Annotated in this window: 24 protein-coding genes; 10 read left to right on the top strand and 14 right to left on the bottom strand. The window is 66.6% G+C overall.

The features are described 5' to 3' along the window. Nucleotides 1–160 precede the first annotated feature (160 nt). The 5 genes from ACQY46_RS21355 (at nucleotide 161) to ACQY46_RS21375 (ending at nucleotide 3,656) form a co-directional block, all read left to right on the top strand. Nucleotides 161–787: a 50S ribosomal protein L25/general stress protein Ctc gene (locus ACQY46_RS21355; protein WP_428697978.1), complete on the top strand. Its 627-nt coding sequence runs from the start codon at nucleotides 161–163 to the stop codon at nucleotides 785–787. A 51-nt stretch (nucleotides 788–838) separates the two neighbouring features. Beyond that, nucleotides 839–1,561, top strand: coding sequence for an aminoacyl-tRNA hydrolase (gene pth, locus ACQY46_RS21360; RefSeq protein ID WP_428697979.1), 723 nt, complete (start codon nucleotides 839–841; stop codon nucleotides 1,559–1,561). Nucleotides 1,562–1,566: 5 nt separating this feature from the next. Further along, nucleotides 1,567–2,667, top strand: coding sequence for a redox-regulated ATPase YchF (gene ychF / locus ACQY46_RS21365; RefSeq protein ID WP_428697980.1), 1,101 nt, complete (start codon nucleotides 1,567–1,569; stop codon nucleotides 2,665–2,667). 66 nt (nucleotides 2,668–2,733) lie between these two features. After that, nucleotides 2,734–3,192, top strand: a complete 459-nt coding sequence (locus ACQY46_RS21370; RefSeq protein ID WP_428697981.1) for a MaoC family dehydratase — start codon at nucleotides 2,734–2,736, stop codon at nucleotides 3,190–3,192. Beyond that, nucleotides 3,189–3,656 (top strand): MaoC family dehydratase, encoded by a 468-nt coding sequence (locus ACQY46_RS21375; RefSeq protein WP_428697982.1) that lies wholly within the window; start codon nucleotides 3,189–3,191, stop codon nucleotides 3,654–3,656. The genes ACQY46_RS21370 and ACQY46_RS21375 overlap by 4 nt, the downstream gene beginning before the upstream one ends. A gap of 32 nt (nucleotides 3,657–3,688) precedes the next feature. Here ACQY46_RS21375 and ACQY46_RS21380 read toward each other — a convergent pair whose 3' ends face one another. Genes ACQY46_RS21380 through ACQY46_RS21390 form a run of 3 tightly spaced genes read right to left on the bottom strand, consistent with a single transcriptional unit; the run spans nucleotide 3,689 to nucleotide 5,451 of the window. Continuing rightward, nucleotides 3,689–4,168, bottom strand: a complete 480-nt coding sequence (locus ACQY46_RS21380; protein ID WP_428697983.1) for a GNAT family N-acetyltransferase — start codon at nucleotides 4,166–4,168, stop codon at nucleotides 3,689–3,691. Nucleotides 4,169–4,225: 57 nt separating this feature from the next. Continuing rightward, the gene (bluB, locus tag ACQY46_RS21385) at nucleotides 4,226–4,906 is read right to left on the bottom strand and encodes a 5,6-dimethylbenzimidazole synthase (protein WP_428697984.1); all 681 of its coding nucleotides are present in this window, start codon (nucleotides 4,904–4,906) and stop codon (nucleotides 4,226–4,228) included. Continuing rightward, on the bottom strand, nucleotides 4,903–5,451 hold the full coding sequence (locus ACQY46_RS21390; protein ID WP_428700539.1) for an adenine phosphoribosyltransferase: 549 nt from the start codon (nucleotides 5,449–5,451) through the stop codon (nucleotides 4,903–4,905). The genes bluB and ACQY46_RS21390 overlap by 4 nt, the downstream gene beginning before the upstream one ends. A gap of 90 nt (nucleotides 5,452–5,541) precedes the next feature. Here ACQY46_RS21390 and ACQY46_RS21395 point away from each other — a divergent pair, with 90 nt between their 5' ends. Further along, nucleotides 5,542–5,742, top strand: coding sequence for a hypothetical protein (locus ACQY46_RS21395; RefSeq protein ID WP_428697985.1), 201 nt, complete (start codon nucleotides 5,542–5,544; stop codon nucleotides 5,740–5,742). 28 nt (nucleotides 5,743–5,770) lie between these two features. Here ACQY46_RS21395 and ACQY46_RS21400 read toward each other — a convergent pair whose 3' ends face one another. From ACQY46_RS21400 to ACQY46_RS21430, 7 genes are all read right to left on the bottom strand, one after another. Beyond that, the gene (locus tag ACQY46_RS21400) at nucleotides 5,771–6,652 is read right to left on the bottom strand and encodes an S-methyl-5'-thioadenosine phosphorylase (RefSeq protein ID WP_428700540.1); all 882 of its coding nucleotides are present in this window, start codon (nucleotides 6,650–6,652) and stop codon (nucleotides 5,771–5,773) included. Nucleotides 6,653–6,790: 138 nt separating this feature from the next. After that, nucleotides 6,791–7,633, bottom strand: coding sequence for a cytochrome c1 (locus tag ACQY46_RS21405; protein WP_428697986.1), 843 nt, complete (start codon nucleotides 7,631–7,633; stop codon nucleotides 6,791–6,793). Nucleotides 7,634–7,662: 29 nt separating this feature from the next. Further along, on the bottom strand, nucleotides 7,663–8,931 hold the full coding sequence (locus ACQY46_RS21410; RefSeq protein ID WP_428697987.1) for a cytochrome b: 1,269 nt from the start codon (nucleotides 8,929–8,931) through the stop codon (nucleotides 7,663–7,665). A 26-nt stretch (nucleotides 8,932–8,957) separates the two neighbouring features. Further along, the gene (gene petA / locus ACQY46_RS21415; RefSeq protein WP_428697988.1) at nucleotides 8,958–9,518 is read right to left on the bottom strand and encodes a ubiquinol-cytochrome c reductase iron-sulfur subunit; all 561 of its coding nucleotides are present in this window, start codon (nucleotides 9,516–9,518) and stop codon (nucleotides 8,958–8,960) included. Nucleotides 9,519–9,835: 317 nt separating this feature from the next. Beyond that, the gene (locus tag ACQY46_RS21420) at nucleotides 9,836–11,677 is read right to left on the bottom strand and encodes an ABC transporter ATP-binding protein (RefSeq protein WP_428697989.1); all 1,842 of its coding nucleotides are present in this window, start codon (nucleotides 11,675–11,677) and stop codon (nucleotides 9,836–9,838) included. Then, nucleotides 11,661–12,095, bottom strand: a complete 435-nt coding sequence (locus ACQY46_RS21425; protein ID WP_428697990.1) for a hypothetical protein — start codon at nucleotides 12,093–12,095, stop codon at nucleotides 11,661–11,663. The genes ACQY46_RS21420 and ACQY46_RS21425 overlap by 17 nt, the downstream gene beginning before the upstream one ends. 492 nt (nucleotides 12,096–12,587) lie before the next feature. Next, on the bottom strand, nucleotides 12,588–14,438 hold the full coding sequence (locus tag ACQY46_RS21430) for an ABC transporter ATP-binding protein (protein WP_428697991.1): 1,851 nt from the start codon (nucleotides 14,436–14,438) through the stop codon (nucleotides 12,588–12,590). 248 nt (nucleotides 14,439–14,686) lie between these two features. Between ACQY46_RS21430 and ACQY46_RS21435 the strand changes: the two genes are divergently transcribed. From ACQY46_RS21435 to ACQY46_RS21445, 3 genes are all read left to right on the top strand, one after another. Next, complete coding sequence (locus ACQY46_RS21435; RefSeq protein ID WP_428697992.1) at nucleotides 14,687–15,148, top strand: tRNA (cytidine(34)-2'-O)-methyltransferase; 462 nt, start codon at nucleotides 14,687–14,689, stop codon at nucleotides 15,146–15,148. A gap of 114 nt (nucleotides 15,149–15,262) precedes the next feature. Then, nucleotides 15,263–16,210: an oxygen-dependent coproporphyrinogen oxidase gene (gene hemF / locus ACQY46_RS21440; protein WP_428697993.1), complete on the top strand. Its 948-nt coding sequence runs from the start codon at nucleotides 15,263–15,265 to the stop codon at nucleotides 16,208–16,210. Between the two features lie 40 nt (nucleotides 16,211–16,250). Next, entirely contained in the window at nucleotides 16,251–17,363 is a 1,113-nt protein-coding gene (locus tag ACQY46_RS21445) for an AAA family ATPase (RefSeq protein WP_428700541.1), read from the top strand. Nucleotides 17,364–17,400: 37 nt separating this feature from the next. On the opposite strand, the gene ACQY46_RS21450 is transcribed toward ACQY46_RS21445, so the two are convergent. The 4 genes from ACQY46_RS21450 to ACQY46_RS21465 are packed head-to-tail and all read right to left on the bottom strand — an operon-like array spanning nucleotide 17,401 to nucleotide 20,228. Then, nucleotides 17,401–18,642 carry a CCA tRNA nucleotidyltransferase gene (locus tag ACQY46_RS21450; protein ID WP_428697994.1) on the bottom strand — a complete coding sequence of 414 codons (1,242 nt, stop codon included), beginning with the start codon at nucleotides 18,640–18,642 and terminating at the stop codon, nucleotides 17,401–17,403. A gap of 22 nt (nucleotides 18,643–18,664) precedes the next feature. Further along, nucleotides 18,665–18,925, bottom strand: coding sequence for a DUF6111 family protein (locus ACQY46_RS21455; protein ID WP_428697995.1), 261 nt, complete (start codon nucleotides 18,923–18,925; stop codon nucleotides 18,665–18,667). Next, entirely contained in the window at nucleotides 18,925–19,554 is a 630-nt protein-coding gene (locus ACQY46_RS21460) for a CoA pyrophosphatase (protein WP_428700542.1), read from the bottom strand. Before ACQY46_RS21460 ends, ACQY46_RS21455 begins: the two co-directional genes overlap by 1 nt. A gap of 26 nt (nucleotides 19,555–19,580) precedes the next feature. Then, on the bottom strand, nucleotides 19,581–20,228 hold the full coding sequence (locus tag ACQY46_RS21465) for a DUF1285 domain-containing protein (protein WP_428697996.1): 648 nt from the start codon (nucleotides 20,226–20,228) through the stop codon (nucleotides 19,581–19,583). A gap of 182 nt (nucleotides 20,229–20,410) precedes the next feature. Between ACQY46_RS21465 and ACQY46_RS21470 the strand changes: the two genes are divergently transcribed. Next, complete coding sequence (locus ACQY46_RS21470) at nucleotides 20,411–21,415, top strand: AAA family ATPase (protein WP_428697997.1); 1,005 nt, start codon at nucleotides 20,411–20,413, stop codon at nucleotides 21,413–21,415. Nucleotides 21,416–21,420 lie beyond the last annotated feature (5 nt).

Raw genomic sequence — 21,420 nt, forward strand, 5'->3', positions numbered from 1 at the left:
CGATGAACCGCCGGAAACCGCCGCGCGGCTTGCCCTTTGGTGCGGCTTCGGCTATAGCACCGGCGCGCACCTGCACCCCTGGAGGCGGCGCATGAGGGCTGCCCGTTTGCAGGAGACGCAACGGCGGTCCGCATTCACGACAATCTGAAGGAGAACTACCATGGCTGAAGGCTATGTGCTGAAGGCTTCGGTGAGGGACCGGGTCGGCAAGGGGGCCGCTCGTGCGCTTCGCCGTGAGGCCCTCGTTCCCGCCGTCATCTACGGCGACAAGAAGCCCGCCCTGCCGATCGCAATTCCGCTCAAGGAATCGACGCTCGCCCTGCATCGCGGCGGCTTCATGACCAATCTCGGGACGATCGAGGTCGACGGCGTCGCCCACCGGGTGATCGCCAAGGACTACCAGCTCGACCCCGTCCGCGACGACCTCATTCATGTCGACTTCCTGCGCGTTGCCAAGGGCTCCTCGCTGACGGTCGACATCCCCGTGCATTTCATCAATGAAGAGAAATGCCCGGGCATCCGCGCCGGCGGCGTTCTGAACGTGGTGCGCCACACGGTCGAGATGACCGTTCCGGCCGACGCCATTCCGGACGCCCTCGTCATCGATCTGGCCAAGGCCCAGGTCGGCGACTCGATCCACATCTCCGCGATCGAGATCCCGGCCGGCTGCGTGCCGACGATCACCGACCGCGACTTCACCGTCGCCACGATCGCCGCACCGGGTGGCGGTGCCGCCTCGGACAGCGACGACGAGGAAGAAGCCGAGGTCGAGGAGAGCGAGGACTAAGGTCCGGCTCTGCAATCGTCTGCCTGCGACGGGAAGTGACGGGGAGATCCCATGCGCCTCATCGTTGGGCTTGGCAATCCGGGTGCGAAATACGCCCGCAACCGCCACAATATCGGCTTTCTGGCCGTGGACGCGATCCACGGCCGGAATGCCGGTTTCGGCCCCTGGCGCAGCCGCTTCCAGGCGGAGGTCAGCGAAGGGGTTCTGGAGGGCGACAAGGTCCTCCTGATGAAGCCCCAGACCTACATGAACGAATCGGGCCGCTCCGTTGGCGATGCGGCCCGCTTCTACAAGCTCACCCCGGCCGACGTGATCGTCCTTTACGACGAGCTCGACCTTGCTCCCGGCAAGGTGCGCACCAAGGTCGGCGGCGGCAGCGGCGGCCATAACGGCATCCGCTCCATCGACGCACATCTGGGCAAGGAATATTCGCGGGTGCGGCTCGGCATCGGCCATCCCGGCCACAAGGACCGCGTCACCGCACATGTTCTCGGCGATTTCGCCAAGGCCGACGCCGACTGGCTCGATCCGCTGCTCGATGCGGTGGCGAGCGAGGCCGGCCTGCTGGTCGGCGGGCATCATTCGGAATTCTGCAACCGTCTCCACCGCGCCGTGAGCCCGGCCAAGCCGGACCGGCAGGACAAGGCGAAGGCCCCGGCCGGCGCCCGTTCGCCGGTGGCGACCCCGCCGCTGGCGGGCCTTGGTGGCGACCGCAAGGGGCCCGGCGGCGCGCTCGCCGATCAGTTGGCCCGCATGTTTGGAAAGAAGGACTAGCCAAGATGGGTTTCCAGTGCGGCATTGTCGGCCTGCCGAATGTGGGCAAGTCCACGCTCTTCAACGCGTTGACGAAGACGGCGGCGGCGCAGGCCGCAAACTATCCGTTCTGCACCATCGAGCCGAACACCGGCGAGGTTGCCGTGCCGGACCCGCGCCTGCGCGACATCGCGCGCATCGCCAAGTCCGCCAGCATCGTGCCGACCCGCCTGACCTTCGTCGACATTGCCGGCCTCGTGCGCGGCGCCTCGAAGGGCGAGGGCCTGGGCAACCAGTTCCTTGCCAACATCCGCGAGGTCGATGCCATCGCCCATGTGCTGCGCTGCTTCGAGGATGACGACATCACCCATGTCGACGGGCGCATCGACCCGATCGCCGACGCCCAGACCGTCGAGACGGAGCTGATGATCGCCGACATGGAGAGCCTTGAGCGCCGCCTCGCGCCGCTGAAGAAAAAGGCAACGGTCGGCGACAAGGAGGCCAAGGCCGTCATTCCGCTTATGGAAGCCGCCCTCGCCCTGCTTCAGGACGGCAAGCCCGCCCGCCTGGTCGATGCCTCCACGCCCGAGGACAGGAAAATCCTCGACGGCCTCAACCTCTTGACGACCAAGCCGATCCTCTATGTCTGCAACGTCGAGGAAAGCGCCGCCGGCACCGGCAACGCCCAGTCCGAGCGCGTGCGCGCCCTGGCCGAAGCGGAAGGGGCTGCCTGTGTCGTCATTTCCGCCGCGATCGAGGCGGAAATCGCCCAGCTCGAAGAGGCCGAGCAGGCGGAATACATGGAAACCATGGGGCTCGAGGAACCCGGTCTCGACCGGTTGATCCGGGCCGGCTACGACCTTCTGGACCTGATCACCTATTTCACGGCCGGCCCCAAGGAGGCCCGCGCCTGGACGATCAGCAAGGGCACCAAGGCACCGCAGGCCGCCGGCGTCATCCACTCCGATTTCGAGCGCGGTTTCATCCGGGCCCAGACGATCGGCTTCGACGACTATGTGTCGCTCGGCGGCGAGACCGCCGCCAAGGATGCCGGCAAGGCCCGGGACGAAGGCAAGGAATATGTCGTCAAGGACGGCGACGTGCTGCTCTTCAAGTTCAACACCTGAAGACCGGCGACCACCTTCCCTAGCGCGATCTCGACAGGAACCCGCGCATCGGCCTAAATGGCGCGCATGAGCGACATGCGATACTTCGAGGATTTCAGGCCCGGCGACACGATCCCGCTCGGCTCGAAAACCGTTTCGCGCGAGGAAGTGATCTCCTTCGCGGCGGAATTCGATCCCCAGCCCTTCCACCTGGACGAGGCGGCGGGAGCAGCCTCCCTGCTGGGCGGGCTCGCGGCCTCCGGCTGGCACACGATCGCCATGCTGATGCGGCTGATGTGCGACAACCTGCTGCTGAACTCCAGCGGCAAGGGCTCGCCCGGCGTCGAGGAGGTCCGCTGGATGCGCCCCGTGCGCCCCGGCGACACGCTGAGCGCCAGCGCCGAGGTCGTCTCCGCCCGGGTGCTGAACTCGCGCCCCGAACTGGGCATGGTCGACTTCCTCTTCACGCTTGCCGACCAGACCGGCGTGACCGTCATGACCCAGCGCAACAAGATCCTGTTCGCCCGCCGGGAGACCGTCCGATGACCTGGTTCGAGGACATGGAGATCGGCGAGCGGCGCGATCTCGGCAGCCACCACTTCACGCCCGACGAGATCATCCGCTTCGCCCGGGCCTTCGACCCCCAGCCCTTCCACCTGTCCGACGAAGGCGCCAGCCAGACCCATTTCGGCCGTCTGTGCGCGTCGGGCTGGCATACCGCCTCCGTGTGGATGAAGCTGATGGTCGCCCATATCAAGGCCGAGTGCGAGCGCCTCGGCACACCGTCGCGGCTGGGCCCCTCGCCCGGCTTCACCGACCTGAAATGGATCAAGCCGGTCTTTGCCGGGGACACGATCACCTACACGTCGACGCTTCTTGAAAAGCGTCCGATGAAGACGCGCCCGCAATGGGGCCTCGCCGTCCACGCCAACGAGGGCGTCAACCAGGACGGCGTGCTCGTCTTTTCCTTCACCGGCAAGGTGCTTGTGGCGCGGCGCCCCGCAGGCTGAACCCGGCGGACGACGCCCGCCCGCCCGTACCGCTACACCTTGCGCGAGAACACCACCTCGTCGCGGATAGGGATGCCGTATTCGCCGATCATCGGGATTTCCGGTTTCAGCCGGCGCTCCTCCTCGATGGCGCCCGGCACCAGCTTCTCCATCCGGAAGCCGCGCCGCTGGTAGAAGCGGAAGGCGTCGAGATTGTCGTTCGAGGTGCGCACCAGAAGCCGGCGGATGCCGCTCTCCACGGCCTCGCCCGTCACCGCGTTGAGCAGCAGCGTGCCCACGCCGCTCCAGCGGCTCAGCGAATCGAGCGTCAGGATTTCCCACTCGTTGTCGCGCTGGATCAGCGTCACCAGCCCGACGATCTCGTCCTCCTCCATCGCGATGAAACCGGGCAGCCGCGAGGCGTCGATCATCTCGCCCTCGATGAGAATGTCCGGACTGGTCCATCGTCGTGTCAGAAGCTCGACGACGGCCGCGTGGTCGTCGTCGGTCTTGGCTCGAATGCTCACCGCCATTGTCTCGCCCCTGTTGCTTGCGCAGGTGCCCTGCCGCACCACCGCTTCGTATATAGTCTAGCGTCTGAAGATGCGTTCGCTAAGACCGCTTCGCGCCTCCCAGCCGGCACGCTCCAGTTCCGGATCCGGGTGCTCCTCGACCGGATAGCCAAGGCACAGATAGGCGACAAGGCGCCAGCCGGACGGCACCTCCAGCGCCTCGCCCGCCCGCAGCGGGTCGAGGATCGAGACCCAGCCCATGCCGACCCCGCGAGCGCGCGCGGCGAGCCACAGCGTGTTGACCGCACAAACGCAGGAATAGGCGAGCATCTCCGGCATCGTCCTGCGCCCCAGTCCGTCGCCCTGGCACGTACCCTCGTCGCAGAAGACGGCAAGCTGCACCGGCGCGGCCGTCAGGCCCTCCAGCTTCAGCCGCGCGTAAAGGCCCGCCCTCTCCCCGTCATAGCTTGCCAGCGCCTCGGCGTTGGCCTTGCGGAAATTCTCCCGGATCGCCTCCCGCCGGGCATCGTCCTCGACCAGCACGAAGCGCCAGGGCTGGCTGTTGCCGACGGAGGGCGCCATGTGCGCCTGCGCCAGCAGCGTCTCGACCAGCGCGGGGGCCAACGGCGCGTCGGCGAAGCGGCGCACGTCGCGCCGCCAGCCGAGCAGATCGTGGAAGGCATCGACGAAAGCCGCGTCGAAGGCCGGCGCCCGAGCGGCACCGGCATCCGGTTTCCCGCTGGTCGGCGCCCCGCTCAATGACCCGGGAAGTCCACGAGCGTGCGCACCGGCACACCGAGATCCTCGATGCGCTTGCACCCGCCGAGATCGGGAAGGTCGACGATGAAGCAGGCGGCAACCACCACCGCACCCATCTGCTGGAGCAGCTTGGTGGCGGCTTCCGCCGTCCCGCCGGTGGCGATCAGGTCGTCGACGAGGATCACCTTGTCCCCGGGCGTGATCGCGTCCTTGTGCATCTCCATCTCGTCGAGGCCGTATTCCAGCGAGTAGGCGATGCGCACCGTCTCGTGCGGCAGCTTGCCCTTCTTGCGGATCGGCACGAAGCCGGCCGACAGCTGATGCGCCACCGCCCCGCCCAGGATGAAGCCGCGCGCCTCGATGCCGGCGACCTGGTCGACCTTGGAACCGGCCCAGGGCTGCACCAGTGCGTCAACGGCGCGGCGAAACGCGCGGGCATTGCCCAGCAGCGTGGTGATGTCACGGAAGAGAACCCCTTTCTTGGGGTAATCCGGGATCGTGCGGATCGCCGCAAGGAGCTCGTCGGAAACCGTGTCTTGAACCATCATCCAGCCTCGTCGTTGCCGGTCGCGCAAGGGTCGGTCATCATCCTCGGCGATCCGTGTTGAAGTCCAGGGAAATTGAGGAGCAGCCAGATGAGCGACAGGCAGCCGGTCCAGGTGGTCGATATCGACATTCCGTTCTTTCGCCTGATGACGATCATCATCAAGGTCACGCTGGCCGCGATCCCCGCGGCAATCATCGTGTCCGTCATCCTGTCCCTCGTCATGGGCGCGCTGGCGACAGTGTTCGGCATCGGCATGGGCCCGTGGATGCATGGCGGGCGCACGCTCTAACCGTCAACTGTCGCCGTCCGGCAACGGCTCAGCCTTCGCGGGCCAGCACGCGGCCGGCGACGGCGTCGAGCTTCGCGACCAGAGCCGGATCGCGCGCGTCGGGCGCGGTCATCATGGCGTATTCCAGTGCCGTGTCCGAGCCGACCGGGCAGGCCTCGTGCGTGCGCGGCAGGTCCTGCGCGAGCCGGGCAACGAGGCGGCGGGCATTGTCGGCATTTTCATGCAGGACGCGGATGATCGACTGGATGTCGACGGAGCCGTGGTCGGGATGCCAGCTGTCATAATCGGTCACCATGGCAACCGTCGCGTAGCAGATCTCCGCCTCGCGGGCGAGCTTGGCTTCCGGCATGTTGGTCATGCCGATCACGTCGCATCCCCAGGTCCGGTAGAGCCTGCTTTCGGCCAGCGAGGAAAACTGCGGACCTTCCATGGCGAGATAGGTGCCGCCGCGGTGATGGGTCAGCGCCTCCGCCTGCGCGGCGGCCGCGATATGGCCCGCCAGCAGCGGCGAGACCGGATCGGCCATCGACACATGGGCGACGCAGCCCTTGCCGAAGAAGCTCTTCTCGCGCGCGAAAGTCCGGTCGATGAACTGGTCCACCAGCACGAAATGGCCCGGCGCCATCGCCTCGTTGAGAGACCCGACCGCCGAGACCGAAACCAGCGAGGTGACGCCGCATCGCTTCATCACGTCGATATTGGCGCGATAGTCGATGTCGGAGGGCGCGAAGCGGTGGCCGCGCCCGTGCCGGGGCAGGAAGACCACCTTCAGGCCGCCGATCGAGCCGATACGCACGCTGTCGGACGGCTCGCCCCAGGGGCTTTCCACCCGGACCCACTCCGCTCCTTCAAGCGCCGGAAGATCGTAAAGACCCGATCCGCCGATCACACCAAGCACTGCATCGACCATGCCGTCCCCCTCAAACCCGCTCATTGCGATACCACCATGGCGCGAATATTCCAACAGGACACGTGGCCTAGGCCGTGGCGGACATGAAAAGGCCGCCGGATTGCTCCGGCGGCCCGATTTCCGTCAATGGCGCACCGATCAGTGATCGACGTCGCGCCACACCGACTTCTTGGTGAAGTAGAGCAGCGAGGCGAAGATGATCAGGAAGATCATCACGCGGAAGCCCATGCTCTTGCGCTCTTCCAGCTTCGGCTCGGCCACCCACATCATGAACGTGGCGACGTCGCGCGCATACTGCTCGACCGTCGTCGGGGTCCCGTCCGTGTACTCGACACCGTCGGCATAGAGCGGCGGCGCCATGGCCAGCGTCTTTCCGGCGATGAAATGCGTGTTGTAGTACTGCCCGGCCGGCACCTCGACGCCCTCGGGCGCCTCTTCGTAGCCGGTGAGCAGGCCATAGATGTAGTCCGGGCCGTGTTCCTGGTACTGCGTGAAAATGTCGAAGATGAAGCCCGGGAAGCCGCTGGCCACGGCGCGCGCCTTGGCGAGCGTGGAAAAGTCCGGCGGATAGGCGCCGCCATTGGCGGCACGCGCCGCCTGTTCGTTGGGGAAGGGAGACGGGAAGCGGTCGGAGGGGATCGCAGGGACCTCCTCCATCTCGCCGTCGTCATTCGGCCCCTTCAGAACGGTGTACTCGGCCGCGATCACCTTGACCTGGTCTTCGGTGAAGCCCGGCCCACCCTCTTCCGCCAGGTTGCGGAAGGCGAGGAAGCGGGCGCCGTGACAGGAAGCGCAGACCTCCTTGTAGACCTTGAAGCCGCGCTGCAGCTGGGCCCGGTCGTAATAGCCGAAAGGTCCCGAGAACGACCATTGCTGGCGCTCGATATGCGGGCCTTCGCCGGCGGCAAGTGCCGGAGCGGCGACCGCGACGGCGGCCATCGCCAGCAAGGCTCCACGCACGGATTTGATCATCGTTTTCATGAGTGAGAACTCCCAATCCCGTCCGTGGTTCACTTCGTTTCCGGTGCGGCGACCGCGCCCGCAGGCTTGCCGCCGCCAGAGCTTGCGAGCACCGCCTCGGAGATCGATGCCGGCAGCGCCCTGGGCTTCTCCAGGAAACCGAGCAGCGGCAGGATGATCAGGAAGTGAGCGAAGTAGTAGGCGGTGAAGATCCGCGAGAAGATCACGTACCAGCCTTCCGGCGGCATCGCGCCGAGATAGCCGAGGCCGACGCAGACGGCCGCGAAGATCCAGAAGAACTGCTTGAACAGCGGCCGGTAGGTGCCGGAGCGGACCTTGGAGGTGTCGAGCCACGGCAGCACGAACATCACCGCGATGGCGCCGAACATCAGGATGACGCCGCCGAGCTTGTCCGGCACGGCGCGCAGGATCGCGTAGAACGGCAGGAAGTACCATTCCGGAACGATATGCGCCGGCGTCACCAGCGGATCGGCCTCGATGTAGTTGTCGGCGTGTCCCATGAAGTTCGGGATGTAGAAGACGAAATACGCGAACAGGATCGTGAACACGACAACCGCGAACAGGTCCTTGATCGTGTAGTACGGATGGAACGGAAGCGAATCCTGCTTCGTCTTCGGGTTGATGCCGGTCGGATTGTTGTTGCCCGTCGTGTGGAACGCCCACACATGCAGCAGCACGACGCCGAAGATCATGAACGGCAGCAGGTAGTGCAGCGAGAAGAACCGGTTCAGCGTCGGGTTGCCGACCGCGAAACCGCCCCACAGCCAGTTGACGATCGGCTCGCCGACAAGCGGGATCGCCGAGAACAGGTTGGTGATCACGGTGGCGCCCCAGAAGGACATCTGGCCCCAGGGCAGCACGTAGCCCATGAAGGCGGTGGCCATCATGATCAGGAAGATGATCACGCCGAGGATCCACGAGATCTCGCGCGGCGCCTTGTAGGAGCCGTAATACATGCCGCGGAACATGTGGATGAAGACGGCGATAAAGAACATCGACGCGCCGTTGGCATGCAGGTAGCGCAAGAGCCAGCCGAAATTCACGTCGCGCATGATGTGCTCGACGGAGGCGAATGCCATCTCGGTGTTCGGCGTGTAGTGCATGACGAGCACGATGCCGGTGATGATCTGGGCGATCAGCACGAACATCAGGATGCCGCCGAAGGTCCACCAGTAATTGAGGTTCTTCGGGGTCGGAAAGTCGATGAAGGAACCGCGAACGAGCGAAATGACCGGCAGGCGGCTCTCGAGCCACTTAGCCGCCGCGCTCTGCGGCACGTAATTGGAATGTCCAGCCATGGCTGCCTCCTCTGGATTGCCGCGTATCAACCGATCTGGATCAGGCCTTCCGAGATGAACTCGAAGGGCGGAACCAGGAGATTCTCGGGCGCGGGTCCCTTGCGGATGCGGCCGGCGGTGTCGTAGTGCGAGCCGTGGCAGGGGCAGAACCAGCCACCGAAATCACCTTGCTGGCCAAGCGGGATGCAGCCCAGATGGGTGCACACGCCGACCATCACGATCAGGGCCTCGTTGCCCTCGACCGCGCGGTTGACGTCGGTTGCCTCTGCGTCCGCGGCGAGATTGGCATTGCGCGCGTTCGTGTCGGGAAGATCCGCCAGCGGGACGGCGTTGGCTTCCTCGATTTCCTTGGCGGTACGGTTGCGGATGAAAACCGGCTTGCCGCGCCACATCACCTTGATCGACTGTCCCTCTTCCACCGCCGAGACGTCCACCTCGATGGAGGCCAGCGACAGCGCTGAAGCGTCGGGGTTCATCTGGTCGATGAAAGGCCATGCCAGCGCACCTGCGCCAACCGCCCCCATCGCGCCGGTCGCGATATAGAGGAAATCGCGGCGAGTGGGTTCGACCGTATCCTGCTGTGCCAAGGTCGCGTCCTCTTTTTAACCCGTTGGCCCGGCGACAACAGCGCAAAGCCACCGTCCCTGCCCCGGCAATCCGGAAGGCGAAGGGAGGCGGAGCGGGTCGTCCGGGCGGCAGATGCGGCTTTCCGCACCTTTCCAAGCGGGGCTGTTATTGGCACCCTTGCCCGCGCTTGTCCAGATCATCCTTTGGAAGACGACGCTTTGTCGCGGTTTTTACCCAGTGATTGCAGGAGCGGCGACAGTTCCCGATGCAACGCGGAAGCTGTGCGGCGAGGCCTCTTTTCAAAGACCCCGCCGCACAGGCGGTCTTGCCCGGAGGCTCAGCCGGCGTCGCGCTGGCTGTCGATGAACCCGCCCGACTGCCGGTTCCACAGGCTGGAGTAAAGCCCGCCGCGCGCCAGCAACTCGTCGTGGCTGCCGTCCTCGACCACCCGCCCGTGATCCATCACGACGAGCCGGTCCATCGCGGCGATGGTGGACAGCCGGTGGGCGATGGCGATCACCGTCTTGCCCGCCATCAGCTCGTTCAGGCTGTCCTGGATCGCCGCCTCGATTTCCGAATCGAGCGCCGAGGTCGCCTCGTCGAGCACCAGGATCGGCGCGTTCTTCAACAGCACCCGGGCAATCGCGATGCGCTGCCGCTGGCCGCCGGAGAGCTTGACGCCGCGCTCGCCCACATGGGCCTCAAGCCCCTTGCGTCCGCCCTGGTCTTCCAGACCGGCAATGAACCCGGCCGCATGGGCGCGCCGTGCCGCCTCCATCGCCTCTTCGTCGCTGGCGTCCGGTCGGCCATAGACGATGTTCTCCAGAACCGAGCGATGCAGCAGCGACGTGTCCTGCGTCACCATGCCGATATTGGCGCGCAGGCTCGACTGGGTCACCGTGGCGATGTCCTGGCCGTCGATCAGGATGTGCCCGCCTTCCACGTCGTGGAAGCGCAGCAGCAGGTTGACCAGCGTCGACTTGCCGGCTCCCGAGCGGCCGACCACGCCGACCTTCTCGCCCGGCCGGATCTCCAGGTCCATGTGGTCGATGACGCCGCTCTTCTTGCCGTAGTGGAAGCGCACGCCCTGGAAGGAGATCGCCCCGCTGCCGACCTTGAGCGGCGCGGCGTCGGGTGCGTCGACCACGTCGCGCTCGCGCGAGATCGTGGTGATGCCGTCCTGCACAGTGCCGATATTCTCGAACAGGCCGGAAATTTCCCACAGGATCCACTGCGACATGCCGTGCAGCCGCAGGATCAGCGCGACGGCAACGGCGATGTCGCCGGCCGTCACCACGCCGCGCTGCCATAGCGCGATCGAGACGGCGCCGGTCGAGAACAGCAGCAGCACGTTGATCGTGTGCAGCGCCGTGTTGAGAAGCGTCACCAGCCGCATCTGCCGGTAGACGGTCTTCAGGAACTCCCACATCGACTGGCGGGCGTAGCTCTCCTCGCGGTCGGTGTGGGAGAACAGCTTCACCGTGGCGATGTTGGTATAGGCATCGACCACGCGTCCCGTCATCGTCGAGCGCGCGTCCGCCTGCACCTGCGACAGCGACTTCAGCCGCGGCACGAAGAACACCAGAACGGCGAGATAGGCGACCAGCCACAGGATCAGCGGGATCGCCAGTTCGATGCTGGCATCGCCGATGAGCACCACCGCCGCGAGAAAGTAGACGCAGACATAGACGAGCACGTCGAGCACACGCGTCACCACCTCGCGCACGGCGAGCGCCGTCTGCATCACCTTCGTCGCGATGCGCCCGGCAAAGTCGTTCTGGTAGAAGCCCACGCTCTGGCGCAGCAGGTAACGGTGCACCTGCCAGCGGATCGCCATCGGATAGTTGCCGAGCAGCGTCTGGTGGAACAGCATCTCCCACAAAAGCGCCAGCACCGGCATGATCACCAGGATGACCACGCCCATCCATACGAGCCGCCCGGAGTTTTCCGCGAAGAACGTCTCCCGGTCCGCATTCGACAGCCAGTTCACCAGATCGCCGAGGAAGGAAAAGACCATGACCTCGAAGATCGCGATGGCCGTGCCGAGCACGGAGACGACGGCAAGCACCGGCCAGATCGGCTTCGTATAGTGCCAGCAGAAGGCGAACAGCGTCGCCGGGGGAGCCTCCATGGACCCCTCCCGGAACGGATCGACCAGTTTCTCAAAGCGCTTGAACATGATCGTGTTCCTTGCAGGTCCTACCGCGACGCGGGAGCCGGGCGGAGCCGCGCCCGCCGGCCGGGAAGATCGGGCGCGTGGAGGGCGGTGTCATCAGCACCGAGAGGATGAAGGCGGAAACCGATGCCGACAGCACCAGCAGGCCGAGAAACAGCGTCACCAGCCGGTCCGTGAACGCACCGGCCGGTTCGCTGACGCCATTGACGATGACGCTCTCCAGCCGGGCGATCTCGTCCGCCGCGACCGGCAGGAAGAGGATGAGGGTGAGCGCCAGCGTCAGAGCGGCGGCGGCACCGGCGACGATCGCCGCCTCCCTCAGGCGCCTTGCGACACCTGCGGGGGCGATCCTGACGGGGAGACCGGGCAGGTCGGGTGAATCGGGCCGCGCGAACGGGTCGAGCGGATAGCGGGACAACATCGGACAAGCTCCTGCGGAACCGGGCAATAGGAGACGCCGCGACACCGACACCAGGGGATTGAGTCCCCGGCGCATCCGCCGGAACGGGCGGATTGCATGCGCGACAGGAAAGCGGAAGCCGCCGGCGGTCAGGCCGGGCGGGCAGACATGGGAAGGACTGAAGGAAGCTCGCTCAGGCGCAGAGCATCATTGGTCCGGTCGCCTGACGGGAGGCGCACATGGCTGCGTGGATCTGAAACACGCGCATTTCGATCATGCGATCCCTCCTCTTCACTGGGTGTGGCGACACTGGACTGGGCGGAAACTCCACCCGCTCGACAAGGACCCGGGGAGGGTCCGCAAAGGGTCAGCCGACCGGAGCCGGTGACCGATGCGGGCACACTACACGATCACCGGAAGTTGCAAAGGGGTAATTCGAACCCGAAGGATCGATCCGGAATCACTGTTGCGTTCATGCAACGTTCTCCCCACCGGCCGCTGCTGCCCGTCTCGTCAGGCCACATCCTCGGCAAGCAGGAAACCGCCCGACTGACGCGCCCAGAGATCCGCGTAGAGACCGCCATTGCGCAGCAGGTCCTCGTGGCTGCCGTCCTCGACGATACGCCCCTCGTCCATGACGATCAGCCGGTCCATCGCCGCGATCGTCGACAGCCGGTGTGCGATGGCGATCACCGTCTTGCCGGCCATCAGTTCGTTGAGACTGTCCTGGATCGCCGCCTCGATCTCCGAATCGAGCGCCGAGGTCGCCTCGTCGAGCACCAGGATCGGCGCGTTCTTCAAAAGCACCCGGGCAATCGCGATGCGCTGCCGCTGGCCGCCGGAGAGCTTGACGCCGCGCTCGCCCACATGGGCGTCGAAGCCGGTGCGCCCGCGGCTGTCGGCAAGCGCCTCGACGAACTCCAGCGCATGGGCGCGCCGCGCCGCTTCCCGCACCAGTTCCTCGCTCGCAGTCCGGTGCCCGAGCGCAATGTTGTCCCGGATCGAGCGGTGCAGCAGCGAGGTGTCCTGCGTCACCACGCCGACCTGCCCGCGCAGCGAGGCCTGCGTGACGCCGGAAATATCCTGTCCGTCGATCAGGATGCGCCCGCCTTCCAAGTCGTAGAAGCGCAGCAGCAAGTTGACCAGCGTCGACTTGCCCGCCCCCGACCGGCCGACGACGCCGACCCGCTCTCCCGGCCGGATCGTTGCCGACAGACGGTCGATCACCCCGCCCGCCTTGCCGTAGTGAAAGCGGATGCCGTCGAACGAGATACGCCCTTCCGACACCTTCAGCTGCGGCGCCTGTGCTGCATCGGGCACCGTTACCGGCCGGGTGATCGTCTCGGCGCTGTCCTGCAGCGTGCCCAGCGCCCGGAACAGCCCGTTGAGCTGGCCCATCAGGCGGCCGAGCAGCACGTTGAGGCGCAGCACCAGTCCCAGCACCAGCGCCACGTCGCCGGTGGTGACGCTGCCCGCCTGCCAGGCCAGCACGGCGAGCACGCCGATCATCGCGATCATGACGCCCGAGAGCAGGCTCATCAGGCAGCGCACGGCCGTCAGCGTGCGGGTGAAGCGCCGGATGGCCGCCAGGAAGGTCTCGTAGGCGCCGCGCGTCTCCACCGCTTCCCGGTCGATATCGCTGAACAGCTTGATCGTCTGGATATTGCCATAGGTGTCGACGAAGCGGCCGGTCACGCCGGACGAGGCATGCGCGCTGGCCTTCGCCTGAGCCCGGATGCGCGGCACATAGATGGCCGAGACCCCGGCAAACGCCGCCAGCCAGAGCGCCACGACGACACCGAACAGCGGATCTAGGCGCGTCACCAGCGCCAGTGTCGACAGCGCGAAGACGACGATGAACCAGATGATCTGCAGCAGGCTGACCATGAAGTCGCCCGCCGCCTGCCCCGACTGCCAGACCTTCTGCGAGATCCTCCCGGCGAACTCGTCCTGGAAATAGGCGAGCGACTTGCCGACGACCTGCGCATGCCCCTGCAGGCGCACGAGGTTGAAGAAGCCGGGAACGATGATCTGCTCCTCGACCAGCGAGGTCAGCGCCGAGACGACCGGCCGCAGCACCAGCACCGTCAGCGCCATGGCGATCAGTACCGGCGCATGGTCGGCGAGGAAATCCGCGCGCGCGCCCGTCTGCATCATGTCGACGAGGTCGCCGACGAAAACATAGAGCGCCGCCTCGATCAGGGCCGTCACGCCGCCCAGCACCAGCATGGCGAGAAACGCCGCCTTCGCCTGGGAGACAAAGAACCAGAGATAGCCAAAGCCCGTTTTCGGCACCGGCCTGTCGGGAAGCGGCTTCAGCGGGTCGAGACGGGTCTCGAACCAGACGAGCAGGCGTTCGAACACGGGCGGACTGTTCCTTTGCTATTGCCGGGAAGGCGGGGCGGGGCAATAAGTCTGGCGCGAAATGCGGCGTGACGTGAAGTATGGCGCGCCAACGCACGATCCCTGTCGGAGGGACCGACACGCCCTGACGGCCGAATCCGGCAGTCCCGCTAAAGGCGCGCAGGCCTGAGGATGCGGGCAACCACCCGTACCCGCAACCAGCATATGGGGCGCCACCTCGCGCTTCCAAGCTCCGGACACTTGCAACAATGCCAGATCTCGTTCTCTACCAGCCCGACATCCCGCAGAACACCGGCACGATCCTGCGCCTCGCCGCCTGCATGGACATCGCCGTGCATGTCGTCGAGCCGGCCGGGTTTCCGCTTTCCGACCACGCGCTGAAGCGGGCCGGCATGGACTATCTGGAGCGCGTTGCCCTGCGCCGCCACGTCACGTTCGAGGCGTTCGAAACCTGGCGCGGGGCGGAAGAGCGACGGCTCGTCCTGCTGACAACGGCGGGCAGCGAGCCCTACCATCGCTTCGATTTCCGCAAGGACGACCTTCTCCTGCTCGGGCGGGAATCCGCCGGTGTCCCGCCTGCCGTCCACGACACAGCCGATGCGCGCCTCATCATCCCCCTGACCCCCGGCATGCGCTCGCTCAACGTCGCGGTCGCCGGTGCGATGGTGCTCGGGGAGGCCTTGCGCCAGACCGGGAGCTTCCCTTCGTAAGGGCCGCCGCCGGCCGGCGCGGCGCACCGTCGCGACCGCCAGACCTTTTCCCGGGCGTCCGCATCTGCCATGAAGCGGTCGGGTTTCACGAATGTGCTGGCGAAGGTGACGGGAATGAGCGGACAGACGGCAGGTGGCAACAGCGAGGCGCGCGGCGGTCCGGTGCCGGAAGACATCGAGACGCGCAAGCCACAGGCCGAAACCTGGTTCCGCGCGCTCCGCGACCGGATCTGCGCCGCCTTCGAGGCGATCGAGGACGACGCCGCCGAACATGCTGCCCTTCCCGGAGAGCTTGCCGCCCTCCCCGCCGGACGCTTCGAGCGCACACCGTGGGAGCGTACCGATTCGACCGGGGCCAAGGGCGGCGGCGGCGTCATGTCGATGATGAAGGGGCGCGTCTTCGAAAAGGTCGGCGTCCATGTCTCGAGCGTGCATGGCGAGTTCTCGCCCGAATTTCGCGGCCAGATCCCCGGCGCGTCCGAAGACCCGCGCTTCTGGGCGTCCGGCATCTCGCTGATCGCCCACATGCACAATCCGCATGTGCCGGCGGTGCACATGAACACCCGCATGGTGGTGACGACCCGCCAGTGGTTCGGCGGCGGTGCCGACCTCACGCCGGTGCTCGATGCAAGGCGCACGCAGGAAGACGCGGACACGCTCGCCTTCCATGGCGCAATGCAAGCGGCCTGCCAGGCGCACGAAGTGGCCGACTATCCGCGCTACAAGGCGTGGTGCGACGACTATTTCTTTCTCAAGCACCGGAACGAGGCGCGCGGCGTCGGCGGCATCTTCTACGACTATCTCAATTCCGGCGACTGGGACGCGGATTTCGCCTTCACCCAGGCCGTCGGGCTCGCCTTTCACGACATCTACCCGAAGCTGGTGCGCGCCAATTACCACAAACCCTGGAACGAGGCGGAGCGCGAGGAACAGCTGGTGCGCCGCGGCCGTTATGTCGAGTACAATCTGCTCTACGACCGTGGCACGATCTTCGGCCTGAAGACGGGCGGCAATGTCGCCTCGATCCTCTCCTCCATGCCCCCGGTGGTGAAATGGCCCTGAGCGGGCCTCACCCTTCCAGGAAAACGGATCCGCCGTGTCCCTGCCTCCGCTGAGCTCGGTTTCCATCACCAACTATCGCTCCCTGCGCGCCGTGCACATGCCGGTCGGGGCGCTGAACGTGTTTGTCGGCAAGAACGGCACCGGCAAGACCAATCTCTACCGGGGGCTCTCCCTGCTCCAGCAGGCAGCTCTTGGCCGCATCACCTGCGCCATCGCCGAGGAGGGCGGGGTGGAAAGCGTCCTTTGGGCGGGCGAGCGCAAGCGCGGCGCGCCCGTGCGGTTGAGCCTCAAGGCGCGGCTTGGAGACCTTTCCTATGCAATCGAGATCGGCCTGCCAAAGCTCGGCTCCGATGCCGCCCTCCCGCTCGAACCGCTGGTGAAGGAAGAAAGGCTGACGATTGCTTCCGGCACGCGCGACATCGTGCTGATGCAGCGTTCCGGTCCTTCCGTCTGGCTGCGGGCGGCAGGAGGCGAACGCCTGACCTATGACAACGAGGTGCTGGGCTCGGAAACCGCGCTGTTCGCCTTTCGCGACGGCGGCCGCTTCCCCGAGCTCGACATCGTTCGCCGCACGCTTTCCGACTGGCGCTTCTATCACGGTTTCCGCACCGATGACGGCTCGCCGCTGCGCCGCCCGGCGCTCGCCCTGACCACGCCGACCCTGTCCTCCGACGGGGCCGATCTCGCCGCCGTCTTCGCGACGCTCGCCGAGGTCAGGGTCGACACCGTCGATCTCGACGCGGCCATCGACGACGCCTTTCCCGGCGCCCGCCTCGACATCCGGCTGGATGGCGGCCATGCGGCCATCGCCATGCGCTTCCCCGACCTTGCCCGCCCGTTCGAGGCGCGCGAACTCTCCGACGGCACGCTCAATTTCCTGGCGCTCGCCGGTGCGCTGCTCGCCTACCGCCTGCCGGCCTTCGTCGCCCTCAACGAGCCGGAGGCGAGCCTGCATCCGGACCTTCTGGAGCCGCTTGCCCGGATCGTCGCCCGCGCCTGCGAGCGCAGCCAGATCTGGATTGTCACCCACTCCGCAACGTTTGCCGAGGCACTGGCCCGCGAGGCCGGTGCCGTGCCCCGCACGATCGTCAAGAACGACGGCGCCACGGAAATCGAAGGCCTGAAGATCACCGGCGAATTCGCCGAAGAGTGAACGGCCGCAGCCTTCGACCGATGCCGGCCGCCGTATTTCAGCCGGCGACAGCGATATCCAGCAAGGTCGCCCGCTCGAGCGTGAACCCGCTCGCCACCCAGCGGTCCTCCGCCAGCGCCAGCCGGCGGCCGATTTCCGGTCCCGCGGCAACGCCTGCGCGGGTCAGGTCCCGGCCGGAAAGCGGAAAGACCGGTGCATCAAGATCGAGGGCCTGCGCCAGGAGTGCCTTGAAAGCCGGATCGTCCGGCCCCGGCCCGCTGTTCGACCAGGCAAGCAGCACCCCGTCGACGCCTGCCTCCCGGCCGAAGCGGTGGAGGAGTTCAAGCGCCAGCCGCGGGTCGCCTCCCGGCCCCCTCGCCGCAAGTCCTTCCGCCAGCCAGCGCGAGGCGGAAAAGGCCGCCTTCATCCGGCGCCGCTCCGCATTGGCAAGCCGCAGGTGATCGGCGACCGCGTCGAGTTCCGCCGCATCGCCGTCGCTGAGCGCGGCGAGCGCCAGCGCCGGATCCCTCGTGTTCGGCGCAAGATGGTCGAGCGCGCGCAGCGCGCGGAACGGGGCAAGGCCCGCCTGCGTTGCCAGCACCATCGGCGTCACGCCGGCGCGCTCCATCTCGGCAAGCGTTTCCGCCGCACGGGGCGCCGAGACAAGCTTGCGCATCTCCATGCCGATCCGTTCCGCCGAAAGGCCGGCGATCCCGGCCTTCAGCTCCACGACCGCGGCAAGCCCCTCCTCGTCGAGCGCACCGTCTCCATATTGGGCATGGAACCGGAAGAAACGCAGGATGCGCAGATAGTCCTCGCGGATCCGGCGATGCGCATCGCCAATGAAGCGGACATGGCGCGCGGCAAGGTCCGGCAGCCCGCCGACCGGATCGTGCACGATGCCGTCGCGCGCCGCGTAAAGCGCGTTCATGGTGAAATCGCGCCGTTCCGCGTCGCGCTGCCAGTCGCGACCGAAGCGGACGGTGGCAGAACGGCCATGCGTCTCGACATCCTCGCGCAGCGTCGTCACCTCATAGGCGGTGCCATGGCTCACCACGGTGATTGTCCCGTGTTCGTAGCCGGTCGCAACGGCTTTCAGCCCGGCCGCTTCGGCACGTGCAATGACAGTGTCGGGGACAGCATCGGTGGCGATATCGATATCGGTGACGGGCAGCCCCATCAGCGTGTTGCGCACCGCACCGCCAACCACACGCACGCTGTCGCCGTCACGCCCGATAGCATCGAACGCCGCCTGCAGGCCCGGCTCGCAAAGCCAGTCGGAATCGATACGCGCGGTCATGTGGACGCCGTTTCCCGCAAGGCTACTCGAAGTGGCCCGGCACGAACTCGCCGTCGCGCAGCTCGGCCGGACGATAGGTCTTGCCCTCCGGCAGGCCCTCGCGGGTCGTAAGCATCACCAGCCCGCCGATAACCAGCACACCGCCGGCGATCACCAGCCAGACCATCGGCCCCTTGCGCCAGTTCTCCGATGTCTGCGCCTTCTTGGTGATGAACAGCCAGATCGCGAAACCGATGAAAGGCAGGGAGAAAAGCAGTAGCTGGGTCAGGATGATACGCAACATCAGCGGCAAACCGTCTCGTACATTAGCCGGAGGATTCCGGCAGTGACGCCCCAGATATAGCGTTCGCCATAGGGCATCGCATAGAAATAGCGCGGCTTGCCGGCAAAGACGCGCGACTGCCGCAAATGGTTGGCGTCGTTCATCAGAAAGGCAAGCGGCACTTCGAAAACATCGGCCACCTCGTCGGGATTCGGCACCAATTGCGCCTCCTGCCCGACAAGGGCGACCACCGGCGCGACGCGGTAACCCGATCCGGTCAGGTAGGTCGGCAGGACGCCAAGCGTCTCGACGAAACGCGGATCGAGCCCGATTTCCTCCTCGGCCTCGCGCAGGGCGGCGCCGACCGCACCGTCGTCGTCGGGATCGATCTTGCCGCCGGGCAGGGAGATCTGCCCTGCGTGACTGGTCAGATGGTCGGTGCGCCGGGTGAGGATGATGGTCGCCCCGGCCGGCCGTTCGATCACCGGGATCAGCACCGCCGCGTCGCGCGGCGGCCTTTTGGCGAAGGCGAAGGGCCCGAGATCCGGATTGAGGATGTGATCGCCGACCTCGTCGGTCGCGGGCGAAACAAGGCGCGTGCGCGCCTGTTCGGCGAAGGCACGGGCCGTCAGTTGCCCCTCCCCCGTCATCGCGATCCGCTGTTCCACGAACGCCGTCAAGATGCCTCACCTGTTGTCGCGGCGCCACCGGGCGAGACCGGGAAGAACCGGCCGGAGCTCCATGCGCCGGTCAGGGTTTCGCCCGACACCGTATGGTCCTCGAAAAGATCTGCCAGCTGATACAGCAAGGGCCGTGCGAACAGGGCGTCCAGCCCGCCCCGGACCCTGATATAGGGCTTGAGCCCGCCCGTGCCAGTTTCATCTTCGAAACGAAGGGGATGCTCGGCATCGATCCGCACCACATCGCCGACATTGGTGCGCACGGTCAGGACCTGCGCGGCGCCTTCGCCCTCGGCATGAAGCTCGACCGCCAGGAACGGCGCGTCCTCGACCGTGATCCCCACCTTCTCCACCGGCGTCACCAGGTAGTGACGACCGTCCTCGTCCCGGCGCAGCACCGAGGCGAACAGGCGCACCAACGCCTCCCGGCCGATCGGCGAGCCCATGTAGAACCAGCGCCCGTCGGCGGCGATACGCATGTCGATATCGCCGCAGAAGGGCGGGTTCCAGCGCTCCACCGGCGGCGTGCCGCGACTGCTCCCCGCGCGTGCGACCAGATCCGCAAGACCCTCGGGAATTGCATCGGACGTCCCCGATTTCCTTCGTGTCGCTGCTTTTTGATCCAATTCCGTTGTCCCCGCCATGATTTGGCCCATACCCTATCATGACATGGGTTACCATCGTCGCGTTGCCAATGTGAGTCCTGCGCGCCACTGCCGAAATGTCGCGCCGGCCAGGCAATCCGGGTCACCCGGCGCCGATCAGCCGCATGCTGCCGGAAACGGCGGCCAGGCGGTCCAAACGAAGCAGGAGGCGTATACCGACCATGAGCGCGATCACCTCACCGGACATCGACCACGAACAGGTAGCCCGCGACGCGGAGACGGCGATGGAAAAGATCGCCGGCGCGCGCAGCGAGGTCGCGCGCGTCATCTACGGTCAGGAAAGCGTCGTCGAGCGGGCCCTTGTCACGCTGCTCTCCGGCGGTCACGGATTGCTGGTCGGCGTGCCCGGCCTCGCCAAGACGAAGCTGGTGGAAACGCTCGGCACGGTGCTCGGTCTCGATGCCCGACGCATCCAGTTCACGCCCGACCTGATGCCCTCCGACATTCTCGGCGCCGAGGTGATGGACCAGGACCGGGACGGCTCCCGCGCCTTCCGCTTCATCAAGGGCCCGGTCTTCTCGCAGGTGCTGATGGCCGACGAGATCAACCGCGCCAGCCCGCGCACCCAGTCGGCCCTCCTCCAGGCGATGCAGGAGTACCACGTGACGATCGCCGGGCAGCGCTACGACCTGCCCCGTCCCTTCCACGTGCTGGCGACGCAGAACCCGCTCGAGCAGGAAGGCACCTATCCCCTGCCCGAGGCCCAGCTCGACCGCTTCCTGATGCAGATCGACGTGCACTATCCCGACCGCGAGGCCGAACGCCGCATCCTGATGGAGACCACCGGCGCGCATGATGCCGCCGCCACCGCCGTGATGAACGGCGACGACCTGATCGCCTGCCAGCAGCTGGTGCGCCGCATGCCGGTCGGCGAGAGCGTGGTGGAGGCGATCCTGGAACTTGTCCGCTCCGCCCGTCCGGGCGAGACCGACGACGAACTGACCGAGCTGATCGCATGGGGACCGGGGCCGCGCGCCAGCCAGGCGCTGATGCTGACCGTGCGCGCCCGCGCGCTGGTCGACGGCAGGCTGGCGCCTTCCGTCGACGACGTGCTGGCGCTGGCCGAACCGATCCTGCAGCACCGCATGGCGCTGACCTTCGGCGCCCGCGCGGACGGCCACACCATACGCGGGCTCATCGGCCGCCTGAAAAGCCGGATCGGCTAGGAACA

The sequence above is a fragment of the Stappia sp. genome, from assembly GCF_965276915.1.
Lineage (GTDB): Bacteria > Pseudomonadota > Alphaproteobacteria > Rhizobiales > Stappiaceae > Stappia.